The following is a 19656-nucleotide window of genomic DNA, read 5'->3' on the forward strand; positions in this document are numbered from 1 at the left end:
CTGCAAGGAGCCTTCCATGTCAGGTTTTCACGATGGCAACGAGCTGGACGCCCGGGCCTGGCCCACGGCCCCGACCCCCGAGGTGGATTTCTTCCCGCCCCCACCACCGCCCCCGCCCGAGCCGCCCCTGCTGGGCGTCTACACCGACCCGAACCTGCAGTTCCGCGCCGGGGTGATGCCGGGCACACCCACCCTCCAGGCCATGACCGCCATGGACGGCGTGCTGCAACGCGAGTCCTGGGCGGCAGAGGAGGCCCGGCGCCAGGCCGAGCTTGCCAACACCCGTCCCAGCGCCAGCCCCGCCAGCCTGCCGCCCCGCAGCGCCCCCCGGCCCAGGCCTGCCCCCGCCCCGGCAACCGCGCCCCAACCCCAAGCCTATGACCTGTGCTGCCAAAGCACCCGGCAAGGCCTGCAGGCGCTGCAGGAACAGTTGCAGGATCGGCGCGCCGAGCGCCGCCAGGGGGCCCGCCGCACGGCCCGCCTGGGCGCGGGCCTGTTCGGCCTGGCCGTGGTGTGGATGCTGCTGGCCCCGGCGCTGGCCGGGCTGTTCAGCGGACTGCTGCGCCACCAGGGCGTGCTGCTCATCCTGGGTTGGGTGCTGATGGGACTGGCCGCCGCCTTCGGGCTGCGGGCCCTGTGGCAAGGCCTGCGTCGCAGCCCGGCCGAGCAGGCCACCGCCACCGTGCTGGCCTGCTGGCAGCAGGTGCTGCCCGACAGCGAGGCCCTGCTGGGCGCCGATCAGGCGGAGGCCTTGTGCGTGGCGGCCCAGTTGCGTGGCGTGCGGCTGCAAGTGCGCTTTTTCAAGTGGCAGGTGCCCGCCCACCGCGTGCACACGCCACCGCCCGGGCAGAACTGCTTTGTGCTCGAATCCGAGCACTGCCGCCTGGGCCTGGCCCCTGCCCCTCAGCACGCCAGCCAAGTGAGCCGCCATCCGCGCGAAAGCATGGCCAACCGCGCCTTTCGCATGCTGGAGGGCGACTGAACCATGAGCCCCGACACGCCGCAAACGCCCCACCCACCGGAAACCGCCACCCCGGCGACTGAACCCGACTGGGACACCCTGCTCGAAAGCCCGGCCAGCCAGGCCCTGCTGGAGCGGCTGATCACCAAGGCTCAGGCCGAGATCGAATCGCTGCCGGCCCCGGACCAGCCCCAGCCGCCCCGCTGAGTTGCCCCGCGCGCATCATCCGCCAGGGTGGCGCACCTGCAACAGCAACTGCACCGGCCCGTCGGGGCGCAGGGTCACATTCATCTTCGGCAAGGCCGCTGGGGCCGGCTCGGGCAGCACCAGGCGAAAGCGCTGCAGCAGCATGGCCGCCACCACGGTCATCTCCAGCAGGGCGAAATGCTGCCCGATGCAGACCCGCGGACCCACACCGAACGGTATCCACGCCCCACGCACCGGTGGCTCGGCCTCGGGCAGAAAGCGCTCGGGGCGAAAGGCCTCGGGCTCGCTGAACCAGCGCGGGTCATGGTGCAGCACCCAGGGCGTGATGCGCAGCACCGCCCCGCGGGGAATCTGCCGGCCGCCCAGCCGGATGTCGCGCACGGTGCGACGGCTCATCAGTGCGGCCACCGGCGGGTACAGGCGCAGGGACTCCTTCAGGCTGGCGCCCAGCCAGGGCAGGGCAGGCAAGTCTTGGGGGCCGGGCAGGCGGCCTTGCAGCACCTGGTCCACCTCGGTGTGCAGACGTTGCGCCACCTCGGGGTGGCGCGCCAGCAACAGGCTCCACCACAGCAAGGCAGTGGCCGAGGTTTCGTGACCGGCCTGGAAGCTGACCATGCACTGGTCAAACACCTCGGCCGGGCTGAGCGCACTGCCATCGCTTTCGTCGCGCGCCGCCAGCAGGCGGGCCAGCAGGTCATCGTGCCGGTCGGGTTGGGCCTGGCCTCGGCGGGCCTCGATGTGCCGACCGATCAACCCGCGCAGCGTGCGCAGGGCCTGGCGTTTGGCACGCTTGCCCGGCAGCGGCCACCAATCGGGCAAGGTCATGGGGTGGAACATTTCCCGCATCGCGGTCTCGCTCAGGGTCTGGGTGGCCCGGCTGGCACTTTGCACCTCGTCGGCACTGGCCCGGTGGCTGAACAGGGTGCGCAGGATCACGTCCATGGTCAGGCGTGAGAACAAGGCCTCCATCGCCACCAGGCCCTGGCGCTGGCCCGGGGGCAAGGCCTGCGCCAGGGTTTCTTCTGCGGCTTCGCACATCAGCCCGGCATAGCCGGCCACCCGCTTGGGGCTGAAGGCCGGCATCAGCAGGCGGCGCTGGCGCTGCCAGAGCGAGCCCTCGGTGACCAGCACGCTGCGCCCGAACACCTGCTCGAACACCTCGATGCCGCGCTCCCAGCGGATCAGGTGCTCGGCGTTGTCGACCAGGGCCTCGCGCACCAGCTCGGGGCTGAGCAGGTCGTAGGCACGCTCGTGCACGATGCGCATCAGCGTGAGGTCGCCATGCTCTCGCTGCAACCCGGTGACAAAGCCCAGGTAGTCGCGGCGCAGGGCGCGCAACTGAGGCAGGCCCAGCCAGCGGGTGGACGGCCCCGGGGGATCGGTCGCCCGGCCGCCGCCCCTCGGATCAGGGGAGGGTGTGGGATGGAGAATGGCGTTTTGGCGGTTCATGGCCAGGAGCGTGCGCGCCCTGCCCCCATGGGTATAGAACAAACTCGACATCGCAGGGGCATTGGCGGCCAGGGAGCCCGGCCAAACTAGACTCTGCCCATGTTGCCAACTGCCTCCTTGCTGGGTGCACCAACCCGCCTGTACCTGCCCAGGGCCTCGCTGGTGGCCTGTGTTCGCGGCACCATGGTTCGCAGCACCCTGGGCCTGGATTGGAGCGATGAACAGCGCTTCAGCCACTTCCCGGCCACGCCTTTGTGCAGTGTGGGATGGATGTTCGAAGGCGACGGCGAGTTGCTGGCTCGGGGCGCACCGGCCGCGCTGACCTCGCCACGACGCCGCTATGAATCACGCCTGATGTTCAGCGGCCCGCAGACCGCCCCCTCGATCACCTGGAGCCCCGGGCCGGCCGCCGGCATGATGCTGATGATCATGCCCGACGCCCTGCAAAGCCTGACCGGCCTGGACGTGGGTGCCTGGGTGGACCGCATCGGGCCCCTGAGCGAGGCCCTGCCCGCCGACTGGGTGGCCATGGCCGAAGCCGTGCTGGCCCTGCCCGATGACGCCGGCCGCGTGGCCTGCGCAGAGGACTTCATCGAGCCCCGCTGGCAGGCCGTGCGCCCGCGATGGCCGCTGCAGGCCCAGCGCTACCAGGACTGGGCCCAGTCGATGGCGCTGCGCGCTGCCACCTCCTCGGTGGGGCGCAGCCTGCGCCAGGTGGAGCGCCGCATCAAGCAATGGGCCGGCCAGCCGATGCGGGAGTTGCGCGGCTTCGGTCGCTCCGAACGCGCCTTCTTCATGGCCCTGGCCGAGGCCGAAGAAGGCCGGCGCCCACGCTGGGCCGAACTGGCCGAGGCGAGCGGCTATGCCGATCAATCGCACCTGTGCCGCGAAACGCGCCGGGTGACCGGCTTTGCCCCCGACGATCTGATGCAGCGCCTGGCCCGCGATGAGGGCTTCTGGAGCTACCGGCTCTGGCAGTGAGCCCTGGGCCCACCCGCCTCAGGGCATGGGCAGGCAGTGCAAGCGGGCCTCGCGCCGCGCCGCCGTGGCCGGGCCCAGCCCCTGCAGCACCACGCTGTCGAGCTCGGGCAGGTAGACCACGCTGGCCGGCCCGAGCACGGTGTAGCGCGGGCTGTCCTTCAGGTGCTCCTCGAACACCGCCTGCACACCGCTGAGCACGTGCTCGATCACCAGGCGACGGCGCCCGGTGTAGAGGCGCTCGACTTTTTGCTCGGCCTTGTGCGCCCCCCTTTGCTCACTCTTTTGCTCACTCTTTTGTCCGGTGCGCACCGGGGCCAGGCGGGTCTGGCCCTCAAAGCTCAGGCGCAGGCGCAAGGCGCCGTCGTGGCTCAGGCACTGGCCTTCCAGGCCACTGAGGCAACGCGGGGGCAGGGCCAGTTCCTCATCGGGCAGGGGGTGCAGTTCGGGCTCTTGCAGGCGCTCAGGCGATTGGGCCTTGAGTCGGGGGCAAGCCCGGCCCCCGGGGTCGCTCTCCAGGGCCCACAAATGCGTCGGGGCCGCGGCTGGGGCCACGCCACCGGCCTGTGCCGCGCTGGCCAGAAAGTACTGCCCTTGATCGCTGCGCCACCAATGCCAGGCGGAGACGCCCGCCCCCAGCGGCTCAGGCCCGGTCATGGCACGCACTGGCCAGGGGCCGCGCACGGCCTCCAGGGCCCACGAAGCAGGAAGGAACAGGCCCAGCAGGGCCAGCGCAAACACGACACGCATCAGGCGATCCGGGGTAAGACAGGCCCCGCAGTTTAGGGCCTGCTGCCAGGGCCTGACGCGCCGGCCCCCTCCTCAGCCCCTTGCCCAAGCCGATGTCAGCGCCGTGCCAGTGCCGCCTCGCGCAGCCCCTGCAGGGTGCCTGCGGGGGTGATGGCCTCGGGGTCGAGCAGGCAGTGCAGGATGGCCGGCAGGCCGCTGGCCCGGGCCCGCGCCAGGGCGGGGGCGAAGTCCTCGGTGCGCTCGACCCGCTCGCCATGGCCGCCGAAAGCCTGCGCATAGGCGCGGAAATCGGGGTTCTTCAAGGCGGTGCCACTGACGCGACCCGGGTACTCACGCTCCTGATGCATGCGGATGGTGCCGTACATGGCGTTGTCCAGCAGCACCACGATCAGGGGCAGGCCGTACTGCACCGCAGTGGCGAACTCCTGGCCGTGCATCATGAAGTCGCCGTCGCCGGCAAACACCACCACCTCGCGCTGCGGCCACAGGCGCTTGGCACCCACGCCGGCCGGCAGGCCATAACCCATGGAGCCGCTGGTGGGCGCCAGCTGGCTGGCGAAGTGGCGGAAGGGCCAGAAGCGGTGCACCCAGGTGGCGAAATTGCCTGCGCCGTTGCAGAAGATGCTGTCGGCCGGCAGCGCCTCACGCAGGTGCTGCATCACCGCGCCCATCTGCAACGGGCCAGGGATGCGGATGGGTGCCGGATCGCTCCAGCGCAGGTAATCGGCATGGGCCTCGTCAGCCCGGGCCCGGTCTGGCACGGGCGACGGCAGCGGCAGCTGCGCCAGCGCAGCCGCCAGGGCCTGCGGCGTGGCGTGGATGGCCAGCTCGGGGCGGTACAGGCGGCCCAGCTCGTCGGCATCGGCATGCACATGCACCAGCGGCTGGCCGGGGTTGGGGATGCCGAGCAGCTCATAGCCTTGCGAGGGCACCTCGGACAGGCGCCCCCCCACCAGCACGATCAGATCGGCCTCGCGGATGCGGGCCAACAGGCGCGGGTTGACGCCCAGACCCAGGTCGCCCGCATAGCAGGGGTGCTCGGCACTGAACAGCATCTGGCGCCGGAACGAACAGGCCACGGGCAGGGCGTGGGCCAGGGCAAAGGCCTCGAACTGGCGCGCCGCCTCGGCCGACCAGCGCGAGCCGCCCACGATGGCGATGGGCCGCTGGGCGGCCTGCAGGCGCTGCTGCAGCGTGGCCAGTTCGGCTGGCCCCGGGTGCGTCTCGGGCACGGCAAAGGGCTGGGCATCAGCCACGCTCGCGGCCTGGGTCAGCATGTCTTCGGGCAAGGCCACCACCACCGGGCCGGGCCGGCCCGAGGTGGCCACCTGGAAGGCGCGCGCCACCAGCTCGGGCACCCGGGCCGGGTCGTCGATCTGCACCACCCACTTGCTCATGGTGCCGAACACGGCAGCGTAATCGAGCTCCTGGAAGGCCTCGCGCCCCATCGCGCCGCGCGCGACCTGGCCCACGAAAAGAATCAGGGGCGTGGAGTCCTGGTGCGCGATGTGGATGCCGGCGGCCGCATTGGTGGCCCCCGGCCCCCGCGTGACAAAGCAGATGCCGGGTCGGCCGGTGAGCTTGCCCTGGGCCTCGGCCATCATGGCCGCGCCGCCCTCCTGCCGGCACACGGTCACCGCGATGTCGGCGTCGTGCAAGGCATCGAGCACGGCCAGGTAGCTTTCGCCGGGCACGCAGAAAAGCTGCTGCACCCCGTGGGCCAGCAACTGGTCCACCAGGATCTGGCCCCCGGTGCGGGCGTTCGGGGAAGAAGGAATGGCGTGTGTCATGGTCAGGAGCACCGCCGCTCAGCGCGCGGCGTAACTTTCAAGAGGCAGGTCATTGGGGTTGGCAATGAGTTGGCGCAGGGCCGTGCTCATGGACAGGTTCAGCGGCGTCTGGCGTGGCGGAATCGGCTCCAGGAACCACTTGGCGTACAGGCGATCCAGTTCGCCGGACTTCATCAGGGCCCGGATCGCGCCGTCCACCGCCGCCTTGAAGGCCGGGTCGTCCTTGCGGAACAGCAGGGCGATGGGCTCGGAGCCCAGTGGCTCGCCCACGATGCGCCAGGCCTGGGGCGTCTTGGAATTGGCAATGATGCCGGCCAGCAGGTTGTCATCGAGCACAAAGGCATCGGCCCGGCCCGACTCCAGGATCAGAAAGCTCTCCAGGTGGTCCTTGCCGAGCGAGGTCTTGAGCGTGAGGTTCTGCGCGCGCTCCAGTTTGCGCAGCAACTGGACCGCCGTGGTGCCGGTGGTGGCCGCCACGGTGCGGCCAGCCAGCTGGGCCACCGAGGTGATGCCCGAGTCGGCGCGCACCGCCATGCGCACCTCGCTGACATAGGTGGTCAGGGCGAAGGCCACCTGCTGCTGTCGCGCCAGGTTGTTGGTGGTGGGGCCGCAGCCGATGTCGACCGTGCCGTTGCTCACCAGCGGCAGCGTGTTCTGGGCCGTCAGGGCCATGTACTCCAGCCGGGCCTTGGGCACGATGTCCTTCAACACACGCTCGCACAGCTCGACGTGGTAGCCCACAAAACGCTCGTTGGCCCCCAGCGCATAGGCCATGGGTGGCGAGGCTTCGCGCACCCCCAGCACCACCTTGCCGCTGGTACGGATCTTGTCCAGCGTGCCCTCAGCCGGTGCGGGGGTCTGGGCCTGCGCCAACAGGGCGCCAGTGGCCAGCACCAGACTCAAGGACCTGCTCAGGGATCTGGCCAGCCAGGCCGGGAAACAGCTCGATGTCATGGGCGTGCTCCTTTGGGGGTGAGGCCGTCTGACGCGGCCGTTGGGTTACAAAACGTTCAATATCAGCCAAAGACGAGACTTGCGATACCGATAAATCCTCAGCACTTGATTCCCATTGCTCATCAAGTAGCCCCCAAGCCCGGTTTGGCCTGGGTTATCGTGTGGCCTGCCTCATGACGTGAAGACATCACATGCTGCGCCGCAACCTGCTGCCCCCCATTCCCGGCCTGCTGGCCTTTGAAGCCGCGGCGCGCCACGGCAGCATCTCGCGCGCCGCCGCCGAGCTGCACCTGACCCAGGGCGCGGTGTCGCGCCAGATCCACCAGCTGGAGGAGCAACTGGGCCTGGCCCTGTTCCACCGCGTGCGCCAGCGGGTGGTGCTGACCGACCCGGGCCGCATCTATGCCGGCGAGCTGCGCCCTCTGCTGCGCCAGCTCAGCGACACCACCCAGAAGGTGATGGGCTTTGCCGGCGACGGTGGGGTGCTGAACCTGGCCGTGCTGCCCACTTTCGGCACCCGCTGGCTGACCCCGCGGTTGGGCCGCTTCATGGCCCAGCACCCGCAGGCCAGCCTGAACCTGGCCACCCGCACCGAACCCTTTGACTTTGCCAGCGAGCCCTTTGACGCCGCCATCCATTTCGGCGCGCCGCACTGGGCCGGCGCCACCTGCTACCCGCTGATGCGCGAAGAGGTGGTGGCCCTGAGCAGCCCGGCCTACCAACGCGAGCAGGGCCTGCGTCGCGTGGCCGATCTGGCGCGCGCCGTGCGCCTGCAACAGACCACCCGCCCCACACTGTGGGCCGACTGGTTTTCGGCGGCCGGCCACCCGGTGGCCCAGGCGGCGCGCGGGCCGCGCTTCGAACAGTTCTCGATGATTGCCCAGGCCGCCGTGCATGGCCTGGGGGCGGCGCTGCTGCCGCGCTTTCTGGTGCAGGAGGAGATCGACAGCGGCGCCCTGGTGCCCTTGCCAGGCCCGCACCTGCAAGGGCCTGATGCCTACCACCTGGTGGTGCCCGATGCGCGCGCCGAAACCCCGCTGGTCCAGGCCCTGCGCGACTGGCTGCTGGCGGAGTGCGCGGGCAAGCCCTGAGTCTTCTCAAGAGGGCAGCGGGATACGATAGGCGGTTTGCCTTTCGCCCCCCGGAGTCGTCCATGAATCGCCACCTGTTGCTGCTGACCCTGTGTCAGGGCCTGTTCCTGACCAACAACGTGGTGTTCATTGCCATCAACGGCCTGGTCGGGCTGAGCCTGGCCCCCGTGAGCTGGATGGCCACCCTGCCGGTGATGGGCTATGTGGTGGGCGGCGCCTTGTCCACCGCCCTGGTGGCCCGCTCGCAGACCCGATTCGGGCGTCGGGGCTCGTTCCAGATCGGGCTGGCGGTGGCGTTTGTGTCGGCGCTGACCTGCCTGGTGGCGGCGCTCACCCGGCAGTTCTGGTTGCTGTGCGGGGCCACCCTGGTGGCGGGCTATTACAGCGCCAATGGCCAGTTGTACCGCTTTGCAGCCGCCGAACTGGCCGCCCCCGCATTCCGCGAAAAGGCGGTGTCGCTGGTGCTGGCCGGCGGACTGATCGGTGCCGTGGCCGGGCCCAACCTGGCCAAGTACACACGCGACCTGGGTGCCGTGCCGTTTGCCGGGGCCTATGCAGCGCTGATGGGGGTGGCCTTGCTGGCCATGGCCTGCATGTCGCTGATCCGCTTTCCTGAAACGGCCCGGCCCGGACAGGGCAGATCGGCCCCGGTCGGGCGACCGCTGGGCGAGATCATGCGTCAGCCCGTGTTTGTGGTGGCGGCCCTGAGCGCGGCACTGGGCTACGGCGTGATGAACCTGCTGATGGCCGCCACCCCGCTGGCCATGCAGGTGTGCGGTCTGGGTTTTGACGATGCAGCCGTGGTGCTGGAGTGGCACGTGGTGGGCATGTTTGCCCCGGGCTTCGTCACCGGCCACCTGATCAAGCGCTATGGGCCTTTGCCGGTGATGGGGGTGGGCGTGCTGCTGAACGCGGCCTGTGTGATGGTGGCCCTGAGCGGAGTGGAGCTGCAGCAGTTCCTGGTGGCGCTGTTCCTGCTCGGCCTGGGCTGGAACCTGCTGTTCACCGGCGCCACCACGCTGGCCATGCGCGCCTACCGGCCCGAAGAAAAAGACCGGGCCCAGGCGGCGATCAATTTCTGTGTGTTCGGCACCATGGCCTTCACGGCCTTTGCCTCGGGTGCTCTGGTGACCACCCAGGGCTGGAGCCTGCTCAACCTGGGCTCGCTGCTGCCGGTGCTGCTGACGGGCCTGGGCCTGGGCTGGCTGGGCTGGCAACAACGGCGCAGCCTGGCCAGGGCCTGATCAGGCCGGCAGTGGCGCGAAGTGCTTGTCGAGCCAGGCCTGCAGGCAGGCCAGCACCGGGGCGGAATCAAGTTCGTTGAAAAGCTCGTGGTAGAGCGCCGGGAACTCAGCGCTTTCGACGCACGAGGGAGCGGCGGCGGCAAAGGCCCGACTGCCTGCGGGCGCCACCAGGCGATCATCGCCCGCGAACATCAGCAGGCTGGGCACGCGCCAGCGCGCCGCCTGGGCCACCACGGCCGGCCCCCCCCGGGCGATGAAGCTGGCCAGGCGCGCCGAGATGCGGTCGTGCACCAGCGGGTCGGCCAGATAGGCACGCACCACCTCGGGGTCGTGCGACAGGTATCGGGGCTGCAGGCCATTGCCCACACGCAGATGGGGCAGCCAGCGCGGCAACACGGCCAGCAGCAGCTTTTGCACCGGGCTGAGGCCGGCATCCAGGGCGGGCGAGGACAGCACCAGGCCATCGACCCGGCTCGCGTAGCGGGCCACGAACTGGGCCGCCACCAAGCCGCCCATGCTGTGGCCCAGCAGGATCAGCGGGGTGTCGCGAGGGTGCCGCACCCGGGTGCTCTCGACCAGATCGGCCAGATCGTCGATCAGCCGGGTGTCGCTGCTGAGGCCGCCGCGCGGGCCACCGGACTCGCCGTGGCCGTACTGGTCATAACCCCGCACCACCAAGCCCCAGCCATTGAGCTGGCGGGCCAGCGCGTCGTACCGGCCGGCGTGCTCACCCAGGCCGTGTACCAGCAGCACCACGGCGCGGGGCACGCGCCCCTCGGCCAGGGGCCAATCCTGCACCGCCAGGTTCTCGCCATCGGAGGCCGTGAAGGTGGACAGGGTCGAATCGGTGCTCATGGCGGGCCTGCGCGCGGATGGCCTGAACCGGCTCAGCCCGCCGCGGGGGCGGGCAGGCTCGCGATCACCTGAGCCACGGCGGCGGTGAGCTTCTTGGCGTAGGGCACATGCAGGAACTCGTTGGGGCCATGCGCGTTGCTCTTGGGGCCCAGCACGCCGCAAACCATCATCTGCGCCTTGGGGAAGCCCGCCGACAGCATGTTCATGAGCGGAATGGTGCCCCCCTGGCCGATGTAGCCGCACGAGGACCCAAAGTGCGCCTGCGAGGCCGAATTCAAGGCCTGTTCGAACCAGGGCGCCGTGTCGGGGGCATTCCAGCCGGTGGCCCCGCCATTGCTTTCGAAGGTGACCTTGGCCTGGTAGGGGGCGTTGTCTTCGAGCAGTTGCTTGAGTTCGGCCACGGCGCGGTCGGCCTGAACCAGGGGCGGCAGGCGCAAGCTGAGCTTGAACGCAGTGTAAGGACGCAGCACATTGCCGGCGTTCTGCAGGGTGGGAAAGCCATCGGCACCGGTCACGCTCAGGGTCGGGGTCCAGGTGCGGGCCAGCAGGGCCTGCACCGGGTCGGTGGTGGTGGGCAGGGCGAAGGTACTGGCACCGCCACAGTCGTAGTGCGCCCAGGGGAAGCGCTTGTACAGCTCGTCGCCGAGGATGGCGGCGGTGGCCCGGGCCTGGGCCAGGCGTTCGGCGGGCACCTCGCAGTGGAAGCTGGCGGGCAGCAGGCGGCCGGTGGCGCTGTCTTCCAGGCGATCAAGCACCTGGCGCATGATGCGGAAGCTGGAGGGCACCAGGCCCGAGGCATCGCCCGAGTGCACGCCCTCGGTCAGGATCTCGACCTTCAGGGTACCGCTGGCCATGCCGCGCAGGCTGGTGGTGAGCCAGAGCTGGTCGTAATTGCCCGCGCCCGAGTCGAGGCAGATCACCAGGGCCACCTCGCCCAGGCGGGTGCGCAGGGCGTCGATGTAGGGCAGCAGGTCGTACGAGCCGCTTTCTTCGCAGGTCTCGATCAGGCCGACGATGCGGGGGTGGGGCGTGTTCTGGGCCTTCAGGGCCTGCACCGCAGCGATGCTGGCGTACACCGCATAGCCGTCATCAGCGCCGCCGCGGCCATACAGCTTGCCGTCTTCGTACTTGGGGGTCCAGGGGCCCAGATCGTTGCGCCAGCCGCTGAACTCGGGCTGTTTGTCCAGGTGCCCATACATCAGCACGGTCTGGCTGCTGTGGGCCTGGGTGGCGGCCACCTCGAAGAACAGCACCGGGGTGCGGCCTTCCAGGCGGATGATCTCCAGCGTGAGGCCTTCGACCTTCTGTGCTTCGACCCATTGCGCGGCATTGCGCAGCACGGTGTCGAGCAGGCCTTGCTGGGCCCAGTCGGCGGCAAAGGCCGGCGACTTGGCGGGAATGGCGATGTAGTCGGTGATCTGGCGCACCAGATCGCTGTCCCAACGCTGGCTGACCTCGGCCAGGGCCTGCTCGGGCTGGAAGACGGAAGAAGGAACACGGGCGTTCATGGGGCTCTCCTGGTTGCACGGTGCGCACGGCGCGAAGCCCGCGGCATGAGGCCGGGACCAGCACAGCGCCTTGATTTTGCCTCAGACCCAGCCGCCCCGCCGGGGCTTAGCTCAGGGCACTCAGCACGCCGCGCCGCGGCGCCGGGTTTCAGAGGGGAGCTCGCCGAACAAGGCCTTGTAGTCCTGCGAGAAGTGGCCCATGTGTGAAAACCCCCAGCAGGCCGCCACGGTCTGCACCGAGGCGTCGGCCGGCCCGGCCCGCAAGGCGCGCCGGCAGGCATTGAGGCGCACGGCCTTGAGGAACTCGGCCGGCGATTCGCCGAGCACGGCCTGGAAATGGTTTTGCAGCGTGCGCCGCGTCAGGTGCAGGCGCTGGCACAGCTCGTCCACGCCCAGGGCCTCGTGGCTGGGTTGCCGGGCCAGCTCGCGGGCGGCCATCACCAGGGCAAAGCGCCGCTGGGCTGCCGCTGGCCGGGGCGCGGCGCCCTCGGCCCCCGGACCGGCGCACAGCAGATGCAGCAACTGCTCAAGCCCGGCCTGCAGGGCCAGTCGGCCCCAGGGCAGGTCGACCTCGCCCGCCTGTCCGAGCTGCAGCAGTTGCTCAAAGGTCTGGCACAGAGCGGCATGCCGCTCTTCGCTCAGGGCGATGGCCTGGGCCGGGTGGGCCAGCCCCCGGGCCGCAGGGCCCAGACCGGCGGCCTCGGCCTGGGCTTGCAGCCAGTCCTGGTCGAGCACCACGCCATAGATGCCGAAATCGGGCGGGGTGCGCAGCTCGAAGCCCTCGCTGGCCCGCGCCCGCAACAAGGCACGCCCCTGGTCGGTGCGCTGGGCCTGCCCACAAAAGTGCAGGGGCTGCCGGCAATGGCGGTCGGCCAGGCCAAACCACACCGAGCCGGACCAGGGCGCGCATTGCTGGCTGGTCTGCCGCGAGGTGTGCTCATGGAACACCTGCAACCGCGGGCCATCCACCCACAGCTCACGCACCCGGCCCGAGAAACGCCCGCCCGAAAGCTGGTCGTACTGCTGCTGCCAGGCCGAAAGGAGGCCGGCGTGCTCGTCCACGTCGTCGCTGGTGCGCACGCGGTACTGCGGCAGGCCCATCGGCCCGCGGGTGGCCGGCGGCGAAAAGGCACGACCGGTAGAGGCCGAAGCAGGGTGCATGGGCAGTCGGACAGCAAAAAGTGATGGGGCCTCCAGTGCAGCAAGAAAAATGCCCGCGGGCAAGCTGCAGTGCAGCACCGGCGCGGGGCGGCACTGTCCCGAATCGGAAAAAATGCGCGCCGCTCCGGGCGGTTTTCCGATTCGGGATAGGACGCTGGCGTCGTCTTTGCTGCAATGGCAGGCAACGACCACCCACCGAGGCCCCACCATGAAACCAGCCGCTGCCGCCCCCACCGCCCACTTGAAAAAAGTGCTCGGCACCTTCCAGCTTTGGGGCATTGCCGTGGGCCTGGTGATCTCGGGCGAATATTTCGGCTGGAGCTACGGCTGGGCCAGCGCCGGTACGCTGGGCTTTCTGGTGGCCACGCTGCTGGTGGCCACCATGTACACCACCTTCATCTTCAGCTTCACCGAGCTGTCCACCGCCATCCCGCACGCGGGTGGCCCCTTTGCCTATGCGCGCCGCGCCTTCGGACCGCTGGGCGGCTTTGTGGCCGGCTTTGCGACCCTGATCGAGTTCGTGTTCGCGCCACCCGCCATTGCGCTGGCGATCGGGGCCTACCTGAACGTGCAGTTTCCGGCCATCGACCCGAAGTGGATTGCGCTGGGCGCCTATGTGGTGTTCATCGCCCTGAACTGGGTGGGGGTGGGCATTGCGGCGGCCTTCGAACTGGTGGTGACGCTGCTGGCCATCTTCGAGCTGCTGGTGTTCATGGGCGTGGTGAGCCCAGGCTGGTCCTGGGCCCAGTTTGCCGCGCTGGGCTGGGCCGGCTCGGACGTGCTCAACGGCACCGCCGTGGCGGGCATCTTTGCCTCGATCCCGTTTGCGATCTGGTTCTTCCTGGCCATCGAGGGTGCGGCCATGGCGGCCGAAGAGGCACGCGACCCGCAGCGCACCATTCCGCGCGCCTACATCGCGGGCATCCTGACCCTGGTGAGCCTGGCCTTCGGGGTCATGATCATGGCCGGCGGGGTGGGCGACTGGCGCAGCCTGGCCAACATCAACGACCCGCTGCCCCAGGCCATGAAGGCCGTGCTGGGAGCCCACAGCGGCTGGCTGCACATGATGGTGTGGATCGGCCTGTTCGGGCTGGTGGCCTCGTTCCATGGCATTTTGATGGGTTACTCGCGCCAGATCTTCGCCCTGGCCCGCGCCGGTTACCTGCCGCGCACCTTCGCGGTGCTCAGCCCGCGCTTCCAGACCCCGCACCGGGCCTTGCTGGCCGGCGGCGCCGTGGGCGTGGCCGCGATCTTCAGCGACAACTGGATCGAGTTCGGCGGCCAGACCCTGACGGCCAACATCGTCACCATGTCGGTGTTCGGCGCCATCGTGATGTACATCCTCTCGATGGCCGCCCTGCTGCGCCTGCGCCGCACCGAGCCCGACATGCCACGCAGCTACCGCGCACCGTTCTACCCCTGGTTCCCGCTGCTGGCATTGGGCCTGGGCCTGATCTGCCTGGGTGCCATGGTGTGGTTCAACCCGGTGCTGGCCGGCCTGTTTGCCGCCCTGATGGGCCTGGCCTGGCTGTATTACATGGCCACCGCCCAGCACCGCGCCGACGCAGCCCCCGACGCCCTGCTGGACACCGGCCGCTGAGCCGCCTGCCGGAGCCATTGCCATGCGCTACCACACCACCCTGGGCGGCCAGGGTTTCTTTTTCGAGGACCTGCGCCAGGTGATGGCCATGGCCAGCCCGGCACGCTCTGGCGACTACCTGGCCGGCCTGGGTGCCGCCACCGCGCAGCAACGCATGGCCGCCCGCCATGTGCTGGCCGAACTGCCGCTGAAGGTGTTCCTCAGCGAAGCCCTGGTGCCCTATGAAAGCGACAACATCACGCGGCTGATCATGGACCAGCACGATGCCCGGGCTTTCGCGCCGGTGGCCCACCTGACGGTGGGCGACTTCCGCAACTGGCTGCTGGGCCCGGCTGCCGACACCGCCACACTCAGCGCACTGGCGCCCGGCCTGACACCGGAGATGGTGGCCGCGGTGAGCAAGCTCATGCGCAACCAGGACCTGATCGCGGTGGCGCGCAAGACCCGGGTGGTGACGCACTTTCGCAACACGCTGGGCCTGCCGGGCCGGCTGGCCGTGCGGCTGCAACCCAACCACCCGACCGACGACCTGCGCGGGGTGGCCGCCTCGGTGCTGGACGGGCTGATGATGGGTGCGGGCGATGCGGTGATCGGCATCAACCCGGTGTCGGACAGCCTGCCCACGCTGGCCCGGCTGTGCCATGGCTTTGACGAGCTGATCCAGCGCCTGGCGATCCCCACGCAGGCCTGTGTGCTGACCCATGTGACGAACACGCTGCAGTTGATCGAGGGTGGGGTGCCGGTGGACCTGGTGTTCCAGTCGATCGGCGGGACCGAGCTGACCAACCGCAGCTTCGGCGTGAGCCCCGAACTGCTGGACGAGGCCTGCGCCGCCGCCCGCTCGCTGCAACGCGGGACGCTGGGCCAGAACGTGATGTATTTCGAGACCGGCCAGGGCAGCGCCCTGTCGGCCAATGCCCATGGCGGGGTGGACCAGCAGACTTGCGAGGCCCGCGCCTATGCGCTGGCGCGGCGCTACCAGCCCTTGCTGGTGAACACGGTGGTGGGCTTCATCGGGCCCGAGTACCTGTACGACGGCAAGCAGATCATCCGCGCGGGCCTGGAGGATCACTTCTGCGGCAAGCTGCTGGGCCTGCCCATGGGTTGCGACATCTGCTACACCAACCATGCCGAAGCCGACCAGGACGACATGGACACGCTGAGCGTGTTGCTGGCCAGCGCCGGGCTGAACTTTCTGATCGGAGTGCCCGGGGCGGACGATGTGATGCTCAACTACCAGAGCACCTCGTTCCACGATGCGCTGTTCCTGCGCGAGACCCTGGGCCTGCGGCGGGCCCCCGAATTCGAAGCCTGGCTGCAAGCCCAGCAGATCACCGACGCGGCCGGGCAGTTGCTGAACCCGGCCCAGGGCCATCCCTTGCTGAGCCACTTGGGCAGCCTGGGCCTGGAGGGCGGCGCATGACCCCCCCGGCACAAGCCCCCATGGATCCTTCGGCACCGGATCAGCCCGAGGGCGTGACCCCCATGCCCTGGACCGCCTGGCGCCGCAGCACACCGGCGCGCATCGCGCTGGGCCGGGCGGGGGTGGCCATTCCGACCGACGAGACCCTGCGATTCGGCCTGGCCCACGCCATGGCGCGCGACGCCATCCACACACCACTGGACACCCACGCCCTGCAGACCGCCCTGGAGCAAGCCGGCCACGCAGTGCTGCAGGTGCGCAGCCAGGCCGGCGACCGGACCCAATACCTGCGCCGCCCCGATCTGGGCCGCCGCCTGGACCCGGCCGACGCACAGCGCCTGCGTGCCCTGGCCGTCACCGGGAGCCCGCCGCCCGAGGTGTGCGTGGTGGTGGGCGATGGCCTGTCTTCGCTGGCGGTGCAACGCCATGCCGCCCCGTTGCTGGCGGCCTTGCTGCCGCACCTGGCGCCGGGCTGGCGCCTGGCGCCGGTGGTGCTGGTGCAACAGGCCCGGGTGGCCGTGGCCGACGAGGTGGGTGAGGCCCTGGGTGCCCGCCTGAGCGTGATCCTGATCGGCGAACGCCCCGGCCTGAGCTCGCCCGACAGCCTGGGCATCTACCTGACCCATGGGCCCCGGGTGGGCCGCCACGACGCCCAGCGCAACTGCATTTCCAACGTGCGCCTAGAGGGCCTGGCCTACCCGCAGGCCGCGCACAAGCTGGCCTGGCTGATCCGCCAGGCGCTGCAGCGCGGCTTGAGCGGCGTGGACTTGAAGGACGAGAGCGAGGCCGAGGCCTGGCTGCCCGGCACCACGCCGCCCACCGATTCACTTGTCAGCGTTCCCCCCTCATCCCAGGAGAAAACATGAAGACCCCTGCCTTGCTCCGCCTCGCCCCCCTGACTCTGGCCCTGAGCCTGCTGGCCGCCCTGGCCAGCACCGGCTGCAGCAGCCCCCCGACCGCCGTCCAGGCCGCCGCCCAGACCCTGGCCCCCGGGCAGTGGGAGAGCTTCAACCGCCAGCAGATCAACGATTTGATCGCGCGCCTGGGCAAGACCAGCGCCGGCTACAACCCGGCCAAGCCGCCCTATGTGGTGTTCGACTGGGACAACACCAGCGTGTTCCTGGACATCGAAGAGGCCGCGCTGATCTACCAGCTCGAAAACCTGCGCTTTGGCGCCAGCCCCGAGCAGCTGGAAGTGGCCTTGCGCCGAAACATCCCGGCCACCCCTTTCAAACCCGCCAACAACAACGCGGCAGGTCAGTTGGTGAGCATTGAGACCATCGTGCCGGACATCCTGGACAGCTACCGCTGGCTGTACACCCACTACAGCGGACTGAAGGGCCAGCAGCCCCTGGCTGAAGTGAAGCGCAGCCCGCACTACCAGGCCTTCCTGACCAAGGTGCGCTACCTGTACGAGGCCATCGGCGACACCTTCGACCACGACACCGCCTACCCCTGGGTGACCTATCTGTTTGCCGGCATGACCGAGGCCCAGGTGCGCCAGCTGACAGTGGACACCGTGCAGTGGCAGCAGACCCAGCCGGTCGAGAAGGTGAAGTGGAGCACCCCGGCCGAGCAGCCGGGCCGCGCCGGGCTGGTGTCGGTGAGCTGGAAGAACGGCCTGCGCCTGGTGCCCGAAATGCAAGACCTGTACGGGCGCTTCAAGGCCGCCGGCTTTGACGTGTGGGTGTGCTCGGCCTCCTTTGTGGACGTGATCAAGGAGATCTCGTCCAACCCGGCCTTCGGCTACCAGGTGAAGGAAGGCCATGTGCTGGCCATGGAGCTGGAGCGTGACGCCCAGGGTCGCATCCTGCCCGATTACCGCCATGGCTATGACCAGACCCAGGGCCCGGGCAAGACGCGCAGCATCCAGCGCTTTCTGGTCAGCCGCTACGGCTACGGGCCCGCGTTCATCGCGGGCGACAGCGAGGGCGACCAGAACATGATGGCCGACTTCAGCGAGACCCAGAAGGTGCTGATCGTGAACCGCCTGCGCGACCCCAAGAGCGCCATCGGCCAGTTCTCGGCGATGGCGGTGCAGAACTACGGCAAGCCCGACACACGCTACCTGCTGCAGGGCCGCGACGACAACACCGGCCGCTTCGTGCCCAGCCAGTTGCACACCCCGCTGGGGGCGACGGTCGCCAAGGCGCTGAAGTAACGCCGATCAGCGCCCGAGCAGCGGCTGAGAGGATTGGAAAATGACCACCGCCTGCGCCAGCCGCTCCGCCTGATCGGTGAGGCTGGCGGCGGCCGCGGCCGACTGCTCGACCAGCGCGGCATTCTGCTGGGTCATCTGATCGAGCCCACCCACGGCGGTGTGCACCTGGCTCAAGCCCTGGGACTGTTCACCGGCCACCAACGAGATGTCGGCAATGATGTGCTTGACGCGCTGCACCGAGGCCACGATGTCGTCCATGGTGCGGCCCGCGACATGCACCTGCTGGGTACCGGCCTCGACTTTCTCGGCCGATTGACTGATCAGCGATTTGATCTCACGGGCGGCCTCGGCGCTGCGCTTGGCCAGGTTGCGCACCTCGCTGGCCACCACCGCGAAGCCGCGGCCCTGCTCGCCGGCCCGTGCCGCCTCGACCGCGGCATTGAGTGCGAGCAGATTGGTTTGAAACGCAATGCTGTCGATCACGCCCGTGATGTCGGCGATTCGGCTGGAACTGGCGTGGATCGCCTCCATCGTGCTGACCAGACGGCGTACCGCCTCGCCGCCACGCTCGGCCACCTGGGCGGCGGAACCCGACAGGTCGTTGGCCTGCCGCGCTGACTCGGCCGAGTGCTGCACCGTGACGGTCAGCTCCCCAAGGCTGGAAGCAGCCTGAGCCAGGTGGCTGGCCGTCTGCTCGGTGCGGTGGCTGAGATCGAGGTTGCCAATCGAGATCTCCCGGCTGGCCGCCTCGATGCTGCTGGTTGACGCATGCACCTGGGAGACCGCGTTGTGCACGCGCTGCAGTGCCTGTTGCAAGACCTGGGCGGCCGGGGTTTGGAAGACCAGACCGGAGACATCGAGTCGAAGCCGGTCGCCGTCCCGGACCTGCGCCACCAGCCGGGCCAGTTCGGCCCCCTCCAGGCCGGCACGGCGCATGGCCACCGCGAACACCACCTCGAGAGAGGTCTGGATCACCACGTAGACGGCATGCAGCACGACACGGGCGAAATCGGGCTGGGTCATGCAGTAGACGCCGAAACCCGCCGCCTGCAGCCGGTCAAAGAGGACGTGATGCACGGCAAAAAGCAGCGCCGCCAGAACGATGGGGCGCCAGTCGCGGTACACCAGCAACAGCGCCAGCGTCACAAACACTCCGAAGTGGTATTCGACCTGCCCCTGGGCCAGTTGGATGTGCAACATGACCAGCGCGGCCAACCCGACGGTGAGCAGCAAGCGCGACAACAGGGTGGCCGGGGCCCGGGCCGACCCCATGACACCCACCAGCAACAAGGGCAGGGCCACGCTCAGTGCCAGCCACAGCGTGCCATGGGCCCAGCCCAGCACCAGCGCAGCCACCGCGCTCAAGGCCATGGCCGCCAGGATCATGCGGTCCGGCCAGCGTGGCTGGGCGCCACTGGAGGGGTCGATTCGACGGAGATCAGCGGACCGTTCGAGTTCGTTGCTCATGGAAACAACCTTTGAGGACGTTTGTGAATGTGACCGAATGGATCACATTGTGACTAT

The 19656-nt window shown here is 69.4% G+C and carries 17 protein-coding genes; 9 read left to right on the top strand and 8 right to left on the bottom strand.

Annotated features, from left to right (window positions below; genetic code table 11):
• Window positions 1-16 precede the first annotated feature (16 nt).
• Entirely contained in the window at window positions 17-982 is a 966-nt protein-coding gene (locus AC3WUT_RS18435; protein WP_492348533.1) for a hypothetical protein, read from the top strand.
• 3 nt (window positions 983-985) lie between these two features.
• A complete protein-coding gene (locus AC3WUT_RS18440; RefSeq protein WP_492348534.1) occupies window positions 986-1168 on the top strand; it encodes a hypothetical protein in 183 nt (60 codons plus the stop codon).
• A gap of 15 nt (window positions 1169-1183) precedes the next feature.
• Here AC3WUT_RS18440 and AC3WUT_RS18445 read toward each other — a convergent pair whose 3' ends face one another.
• On the bottom strand, window positions 1184-2617 hold the full coding sequence (locus AC3WUT_RS18445; protein ID WP_492348535.1) for a cytochrome P450: 1434 nt from the start codon (window positions 2615-2617) through the stop codon (window positions 1184-1186).
• 99 nt (window positions 2618-2716) lie between these two features.
• Here AC3WUT_RS18445 and AC3WUT_RS18450 point away from each other — a divergent pair, with 99 nt between their 5' ends.
• Window positions 2717-3598: an AraC family transcriptional regulator gene (locus tag AC3WUT_RS18450; RefSeq protein WP_492348536.1), complete on the top strand. Its 882-nt coding sequence runs from the start codon at window positions 2717-2719 to the stop codon at window positions 3596-3598.
• A gap of 18 nt (window positions 3599-3616) precedes the next feature.
• Here AC3WUT_RS18450 and AC3WUT_RS18455 read toward each other — a convergent pair whose 3' ends face one another.
• The 3 genes from AC3WUT_RS18455 to AC3WUT_RS18465 form a co-directional block, all read right to left on the bottom strand.
• On the bottom strand, window positions 3617-4345 hold the full coding sequence (locus AC3WUT_RS18455; RefSeq protein WP_492348537.1) for a hypothetical protein: 729 nt from the start codon (window positions 4343-4345) through the stop codon (window positions 3617-3619).
• A 95-nt stretch (window positions 4346-4440) separates the two neighbouring features.
• Entirely contained in the window at window positions 4441-6135 is a 1695-nt protein-coding gene (locus AC3WUT_RS18460; RefSeq protein WP_492348538.1) for a thiamine pyrophosphate-binding protein, read from the bottom strand.
• 18 nt (window positions 6136-6153) lie between these two features.
• The gene (locus tag AC3WUT_RS18465) at window positions 6154-7089 is read right to left on the bottom strand and encodes an amino acid ABC transporter substrate-binding protein (RefSeq protein ID WP_492348539.1); all 936 of its coding nucleotides are present in this window, start codon (window positions 7087-7089) and stop codon (window positions 6154-6156) included.
• 191 nt (window positions 7090-7280) lie between these two features.
• Here AC3WUT_RS18465 and AC3WUT_RS18470 point away from each other — a divergent pair, with 191 nt between their 5' ends.
• Together AC3WUT_RS18470 and AC3WUT_RS18475 are read left to right on the top strand one after the other, a co-directional pair.
• Entirely contained in the window at window positions 7281-8180 is a 900-nt protein-coding gene (locus AC3WUT_RS18470) for a LysR substrate-binding domain-containing protein (RefSeq protein ID WP_492348540.1), read from the top strand.
• A gap of 62 nt (window positions 8181-8242) precedes the next feature.
• The gene (locus AC3WUT_RS18475) at window positions 8243-9424 is read left to right on the top strand and encodes an MFS transporter (RefSeq protein WP_492348541.1); all 1182 of its coding nucleotides are present in this window, start codon (window positions 8243-8245) and stop codon (window positions 9422-9424) included.
• On the opposite strand, the gene AC3WUT_RS18480 is transcribed toward AC3WUT_RS18475, so the two are convergent.
• The 3 genes from AC3WUT_RS18480 to AC3WUT_RS18490 form a co-directional block, all read right to left on the bottom strand.
• On the bottom strand, window positions 9425-10279 hold the full coding sequence (locus AC3WUT_RS18480) for an alpha/beta hydrolase (RefSeq protein ID WP_492348542.1): 855 nt from the start codon (window positions 10277-10279) through the stop codon (window positions 9425-9427).
• Window positions 10280-10311: 32 nt separating this feature from the next.
• The gene (locus AC3WUT_RS18485; RefSeq protein ID WP_492348543.1) at window positions 10312-11787 is read right to left on the bottom strand and encodes a M20 family metallopeptidase; all 1476 of its coding nucleotides are present in this window, start codon (window positions 11785-11787) and stop codon (window positions 10312-10314) included.
• Window positions 11788-11907: 120 nt separating this feature from the next.
• Window positions 11908-12948 (bottom strand): helix-turn-helix domain-containing protein, encoded by a 1041-nt coding sequence (locus AC3WUT_RS18490; RefSeq protein ID WP_492348544.1) that lies wholly within the window; start codon window positions 12946-12948, stop codon window positions 11908-11910.
• 208 nt (window positions 12949-13156) lie between these two features.
• On the opposite strand from AC3WUT_RS18490, the gene eat reads away from it, so the two are divergent.
• The 4 genes from eat to AC3WUT_RS18510 are packed head-to-tail and all read left to right on the top strand — an operon-like array spanning window position 13157 to window position 18132.
• Window positions 13157-14548, top strand: coding sequence for an ethanolamine permease (gene eat, locus AC3WUT_RS18495; RefSeq protein ID WP_492348545.1), 1392 nt, complete (start codon window positions 13157-13159; stop codon window positions 14546-14548).
• 22 nt (window positions 14549-14570) lie between these two features.
• Complete coding sequence (locus AC3WUT_RS18500; protein WP_492348546.1) at window positions 14571-15971, top strand: ethanolamine ammonia-lyase subunit EutB; 1401 nt, start codon at window positions 14571-14573, stop codon at window positions 15969-15971.
• Window positions 15968-16837, top strand: a complete 870-nt coding sequence (gene eutC, locus AC3WUT_RS18505) for an ethanolamine ammonia-lyase subunit EutC (RefSeq protein WP_492348547.1) — start codon at window positions 15968-15970, stop codon at window positions 16835-16837. The genes AC3WUT_RS18500 and eutC overlap by 4 nt, the downstream gene beginning before the upstream one ends.
• Window positions 16834-18132 carry an HAD family hydrolase gene (locus AC3WUT_RS18510; protein WP_492348548.1) on the top strand — a complete coding sequence of 433 codons (1299 nt, stop codon included), beginning with the start codon at window positions 16834-16836 and terminating at the stop codon, window positions 18130-18132. The genes eutC and AC3WUT_RS18510 overlap by 4 nt, the downstream gene beginning before the upstream one ends.
• Window positions 18133-18138: 6 nt before the next feature.
• Here the strand turns inward: AC3WUT_RS18510 and AC3WUT_RS18515 are convergent, their stop codons facing one another.
• The gene (locus AC3WUT_RS18515; protein WP_492348549.1) at window positions 18139-19599 is read right to left on the bottom strand and encodes a methyl-accepting chemotaxis protein; all 1461 of its coding nucleotides are present in this window, start codon (window positions 19597-19599) and stop codon (window positions 18139-18141) included.
• Window positions 19600-19656: the final 57 nt, after the last annotated feature.

The organism is Curvibacter sp. EU05-FHT14A10 (assembly GCF_058791075.1).

What these genes read in the sequence shown, in the direction of transcription:
- AC3WUT_RS18450 (WP_492348536.1), top strand. Translation starts at nt 2,717, where the DNA reads ATGTTGCCAACTGCCTCCTTGCTGGGTGCACCAACCCGCCTGTACCTG.
- eutC (WP_492348547.1), top strand. Translation starts at nt 15,968, where the DNA reads ATGACCCCCCCGGCACAAGCCCCCATGGATCCTTCGGCACCGGATCAG.
- AC3WUT_RS18465 (WP_492348539.1), bottom strand. Translation starts at nt 7,089, where the DNA reads ATGACATCGAGCTGTTTCCCGGCCTGGCTGGCCAGATCCCTGAGCAGG.
- AC3WUT_RS18485 (WP_492348543.1), bottom strand. Translation starts at nt 11,787, where the DNA reads ATGAACGCCCGTGTTCCTTCTTCCGTCTTCCAGCCCGAGCAGGCCCTG.
- AC3WUT_RS18460 (WP_492348538.1), bottom strand. Translation starts at nt 6,135, where the DNA reads ATGACACACGCCATTCCTTCTTCCCCGAACGCCCGCACCGGGGGCCAG.
- AC3WUT_RS18480 (WP_492348542.1), bottom strand. Translation starts at nt 10,279, where the DNA reads ATGAGCACCGATTCGACCCTGTCCACCTTCACGGCCTCCGATGGCGAG.
- AC3WUT_RS18510 (WP_492348548.1), top strand. Translation starts at nt 16,834, where the DNA reads ATGAAGACCCCTGCCTTGCTCCGCCTCGCCCCCCTGACTCTGGCCCTG.
- eat (WP_492348545.1), top strand. Translation starts at nt 13,157, where the DNA reads ATGAAACCAGCCGCTGCCGCCCCCACCGCCCACTTGAAAAAAGTGCTC.
- AC3WUT_RS18515 (WP_492348549.1), bottom strand. Translation starts at nt 19,599, where the DNA reads ATGAGCAACGAACTCGAACGGTCCGCTGATCTCCGTCGAATCGACCCC.
- AC3WUT_RS18470 (WP_492348540.1), top strand. Translation starts at nt 7,281, where the DNA reads ATGCTGCGCCGCAACCTGCTGCCCCCCATTCCCGGCCTGCTGGCCTTT.
- AC3WUT_RS18440 (WP_492348534.1), top strand. Translation starts at nt 986, where the DNA reads ATGAGCCCCGACACGCCGCAAACGCCCCACCCACCGGAAACCGCCACC.
- AC3WUT_RS18500 (WP_492348546.1), top strand. Translation starts at nt 14,571, where the DNA reads ATGCGCTACCACACCACCCTGGGCGGCCAGGGTTTCTTTTTCGAGGAC.
- AC3WUT_RS18475 (WP_492348541.1), top strand. Translation starts at nt 8,243, where the DNA reads ATGAATCGCCACCTGTTGCTGCTGACCCTGTGTCAGGGCCTGTTCCTG.
- AC3WUT_RS18490 (WP_492348544.1), bottom strand. Translation starts at nt 12,948, where the DNA reads ATGCACCCTGCTTCGGCCTCTACCGGTCGTGCCTTTTCGCCGCCGGCC.
- AC3WUT_RS18435 (WP_492348533.1), top strand. Translation starts at nt 17, where the DNA reads ATGTCAGGTTTTCACGATGGCAACGAGCTGGACGCCCGGGCCTGGCCC.
- AC3WUT_RS18455 (WP_492348537.1), bottom strand. Translation starts at nt 4,345, where the DNA reads ATGCGTGTCGTGTTTGCGCTGGCCCTGCTGGGCCTGTTCCTTCCTGCT.
- AC3WUT_RS18445 (WP_492348535.1), bottom strand. Translation starts at nt 2,617, where the DNA reads ATGAACCGCCAAAACGCCATTCTCCATCCCACACCCTCCCCTGATCCG.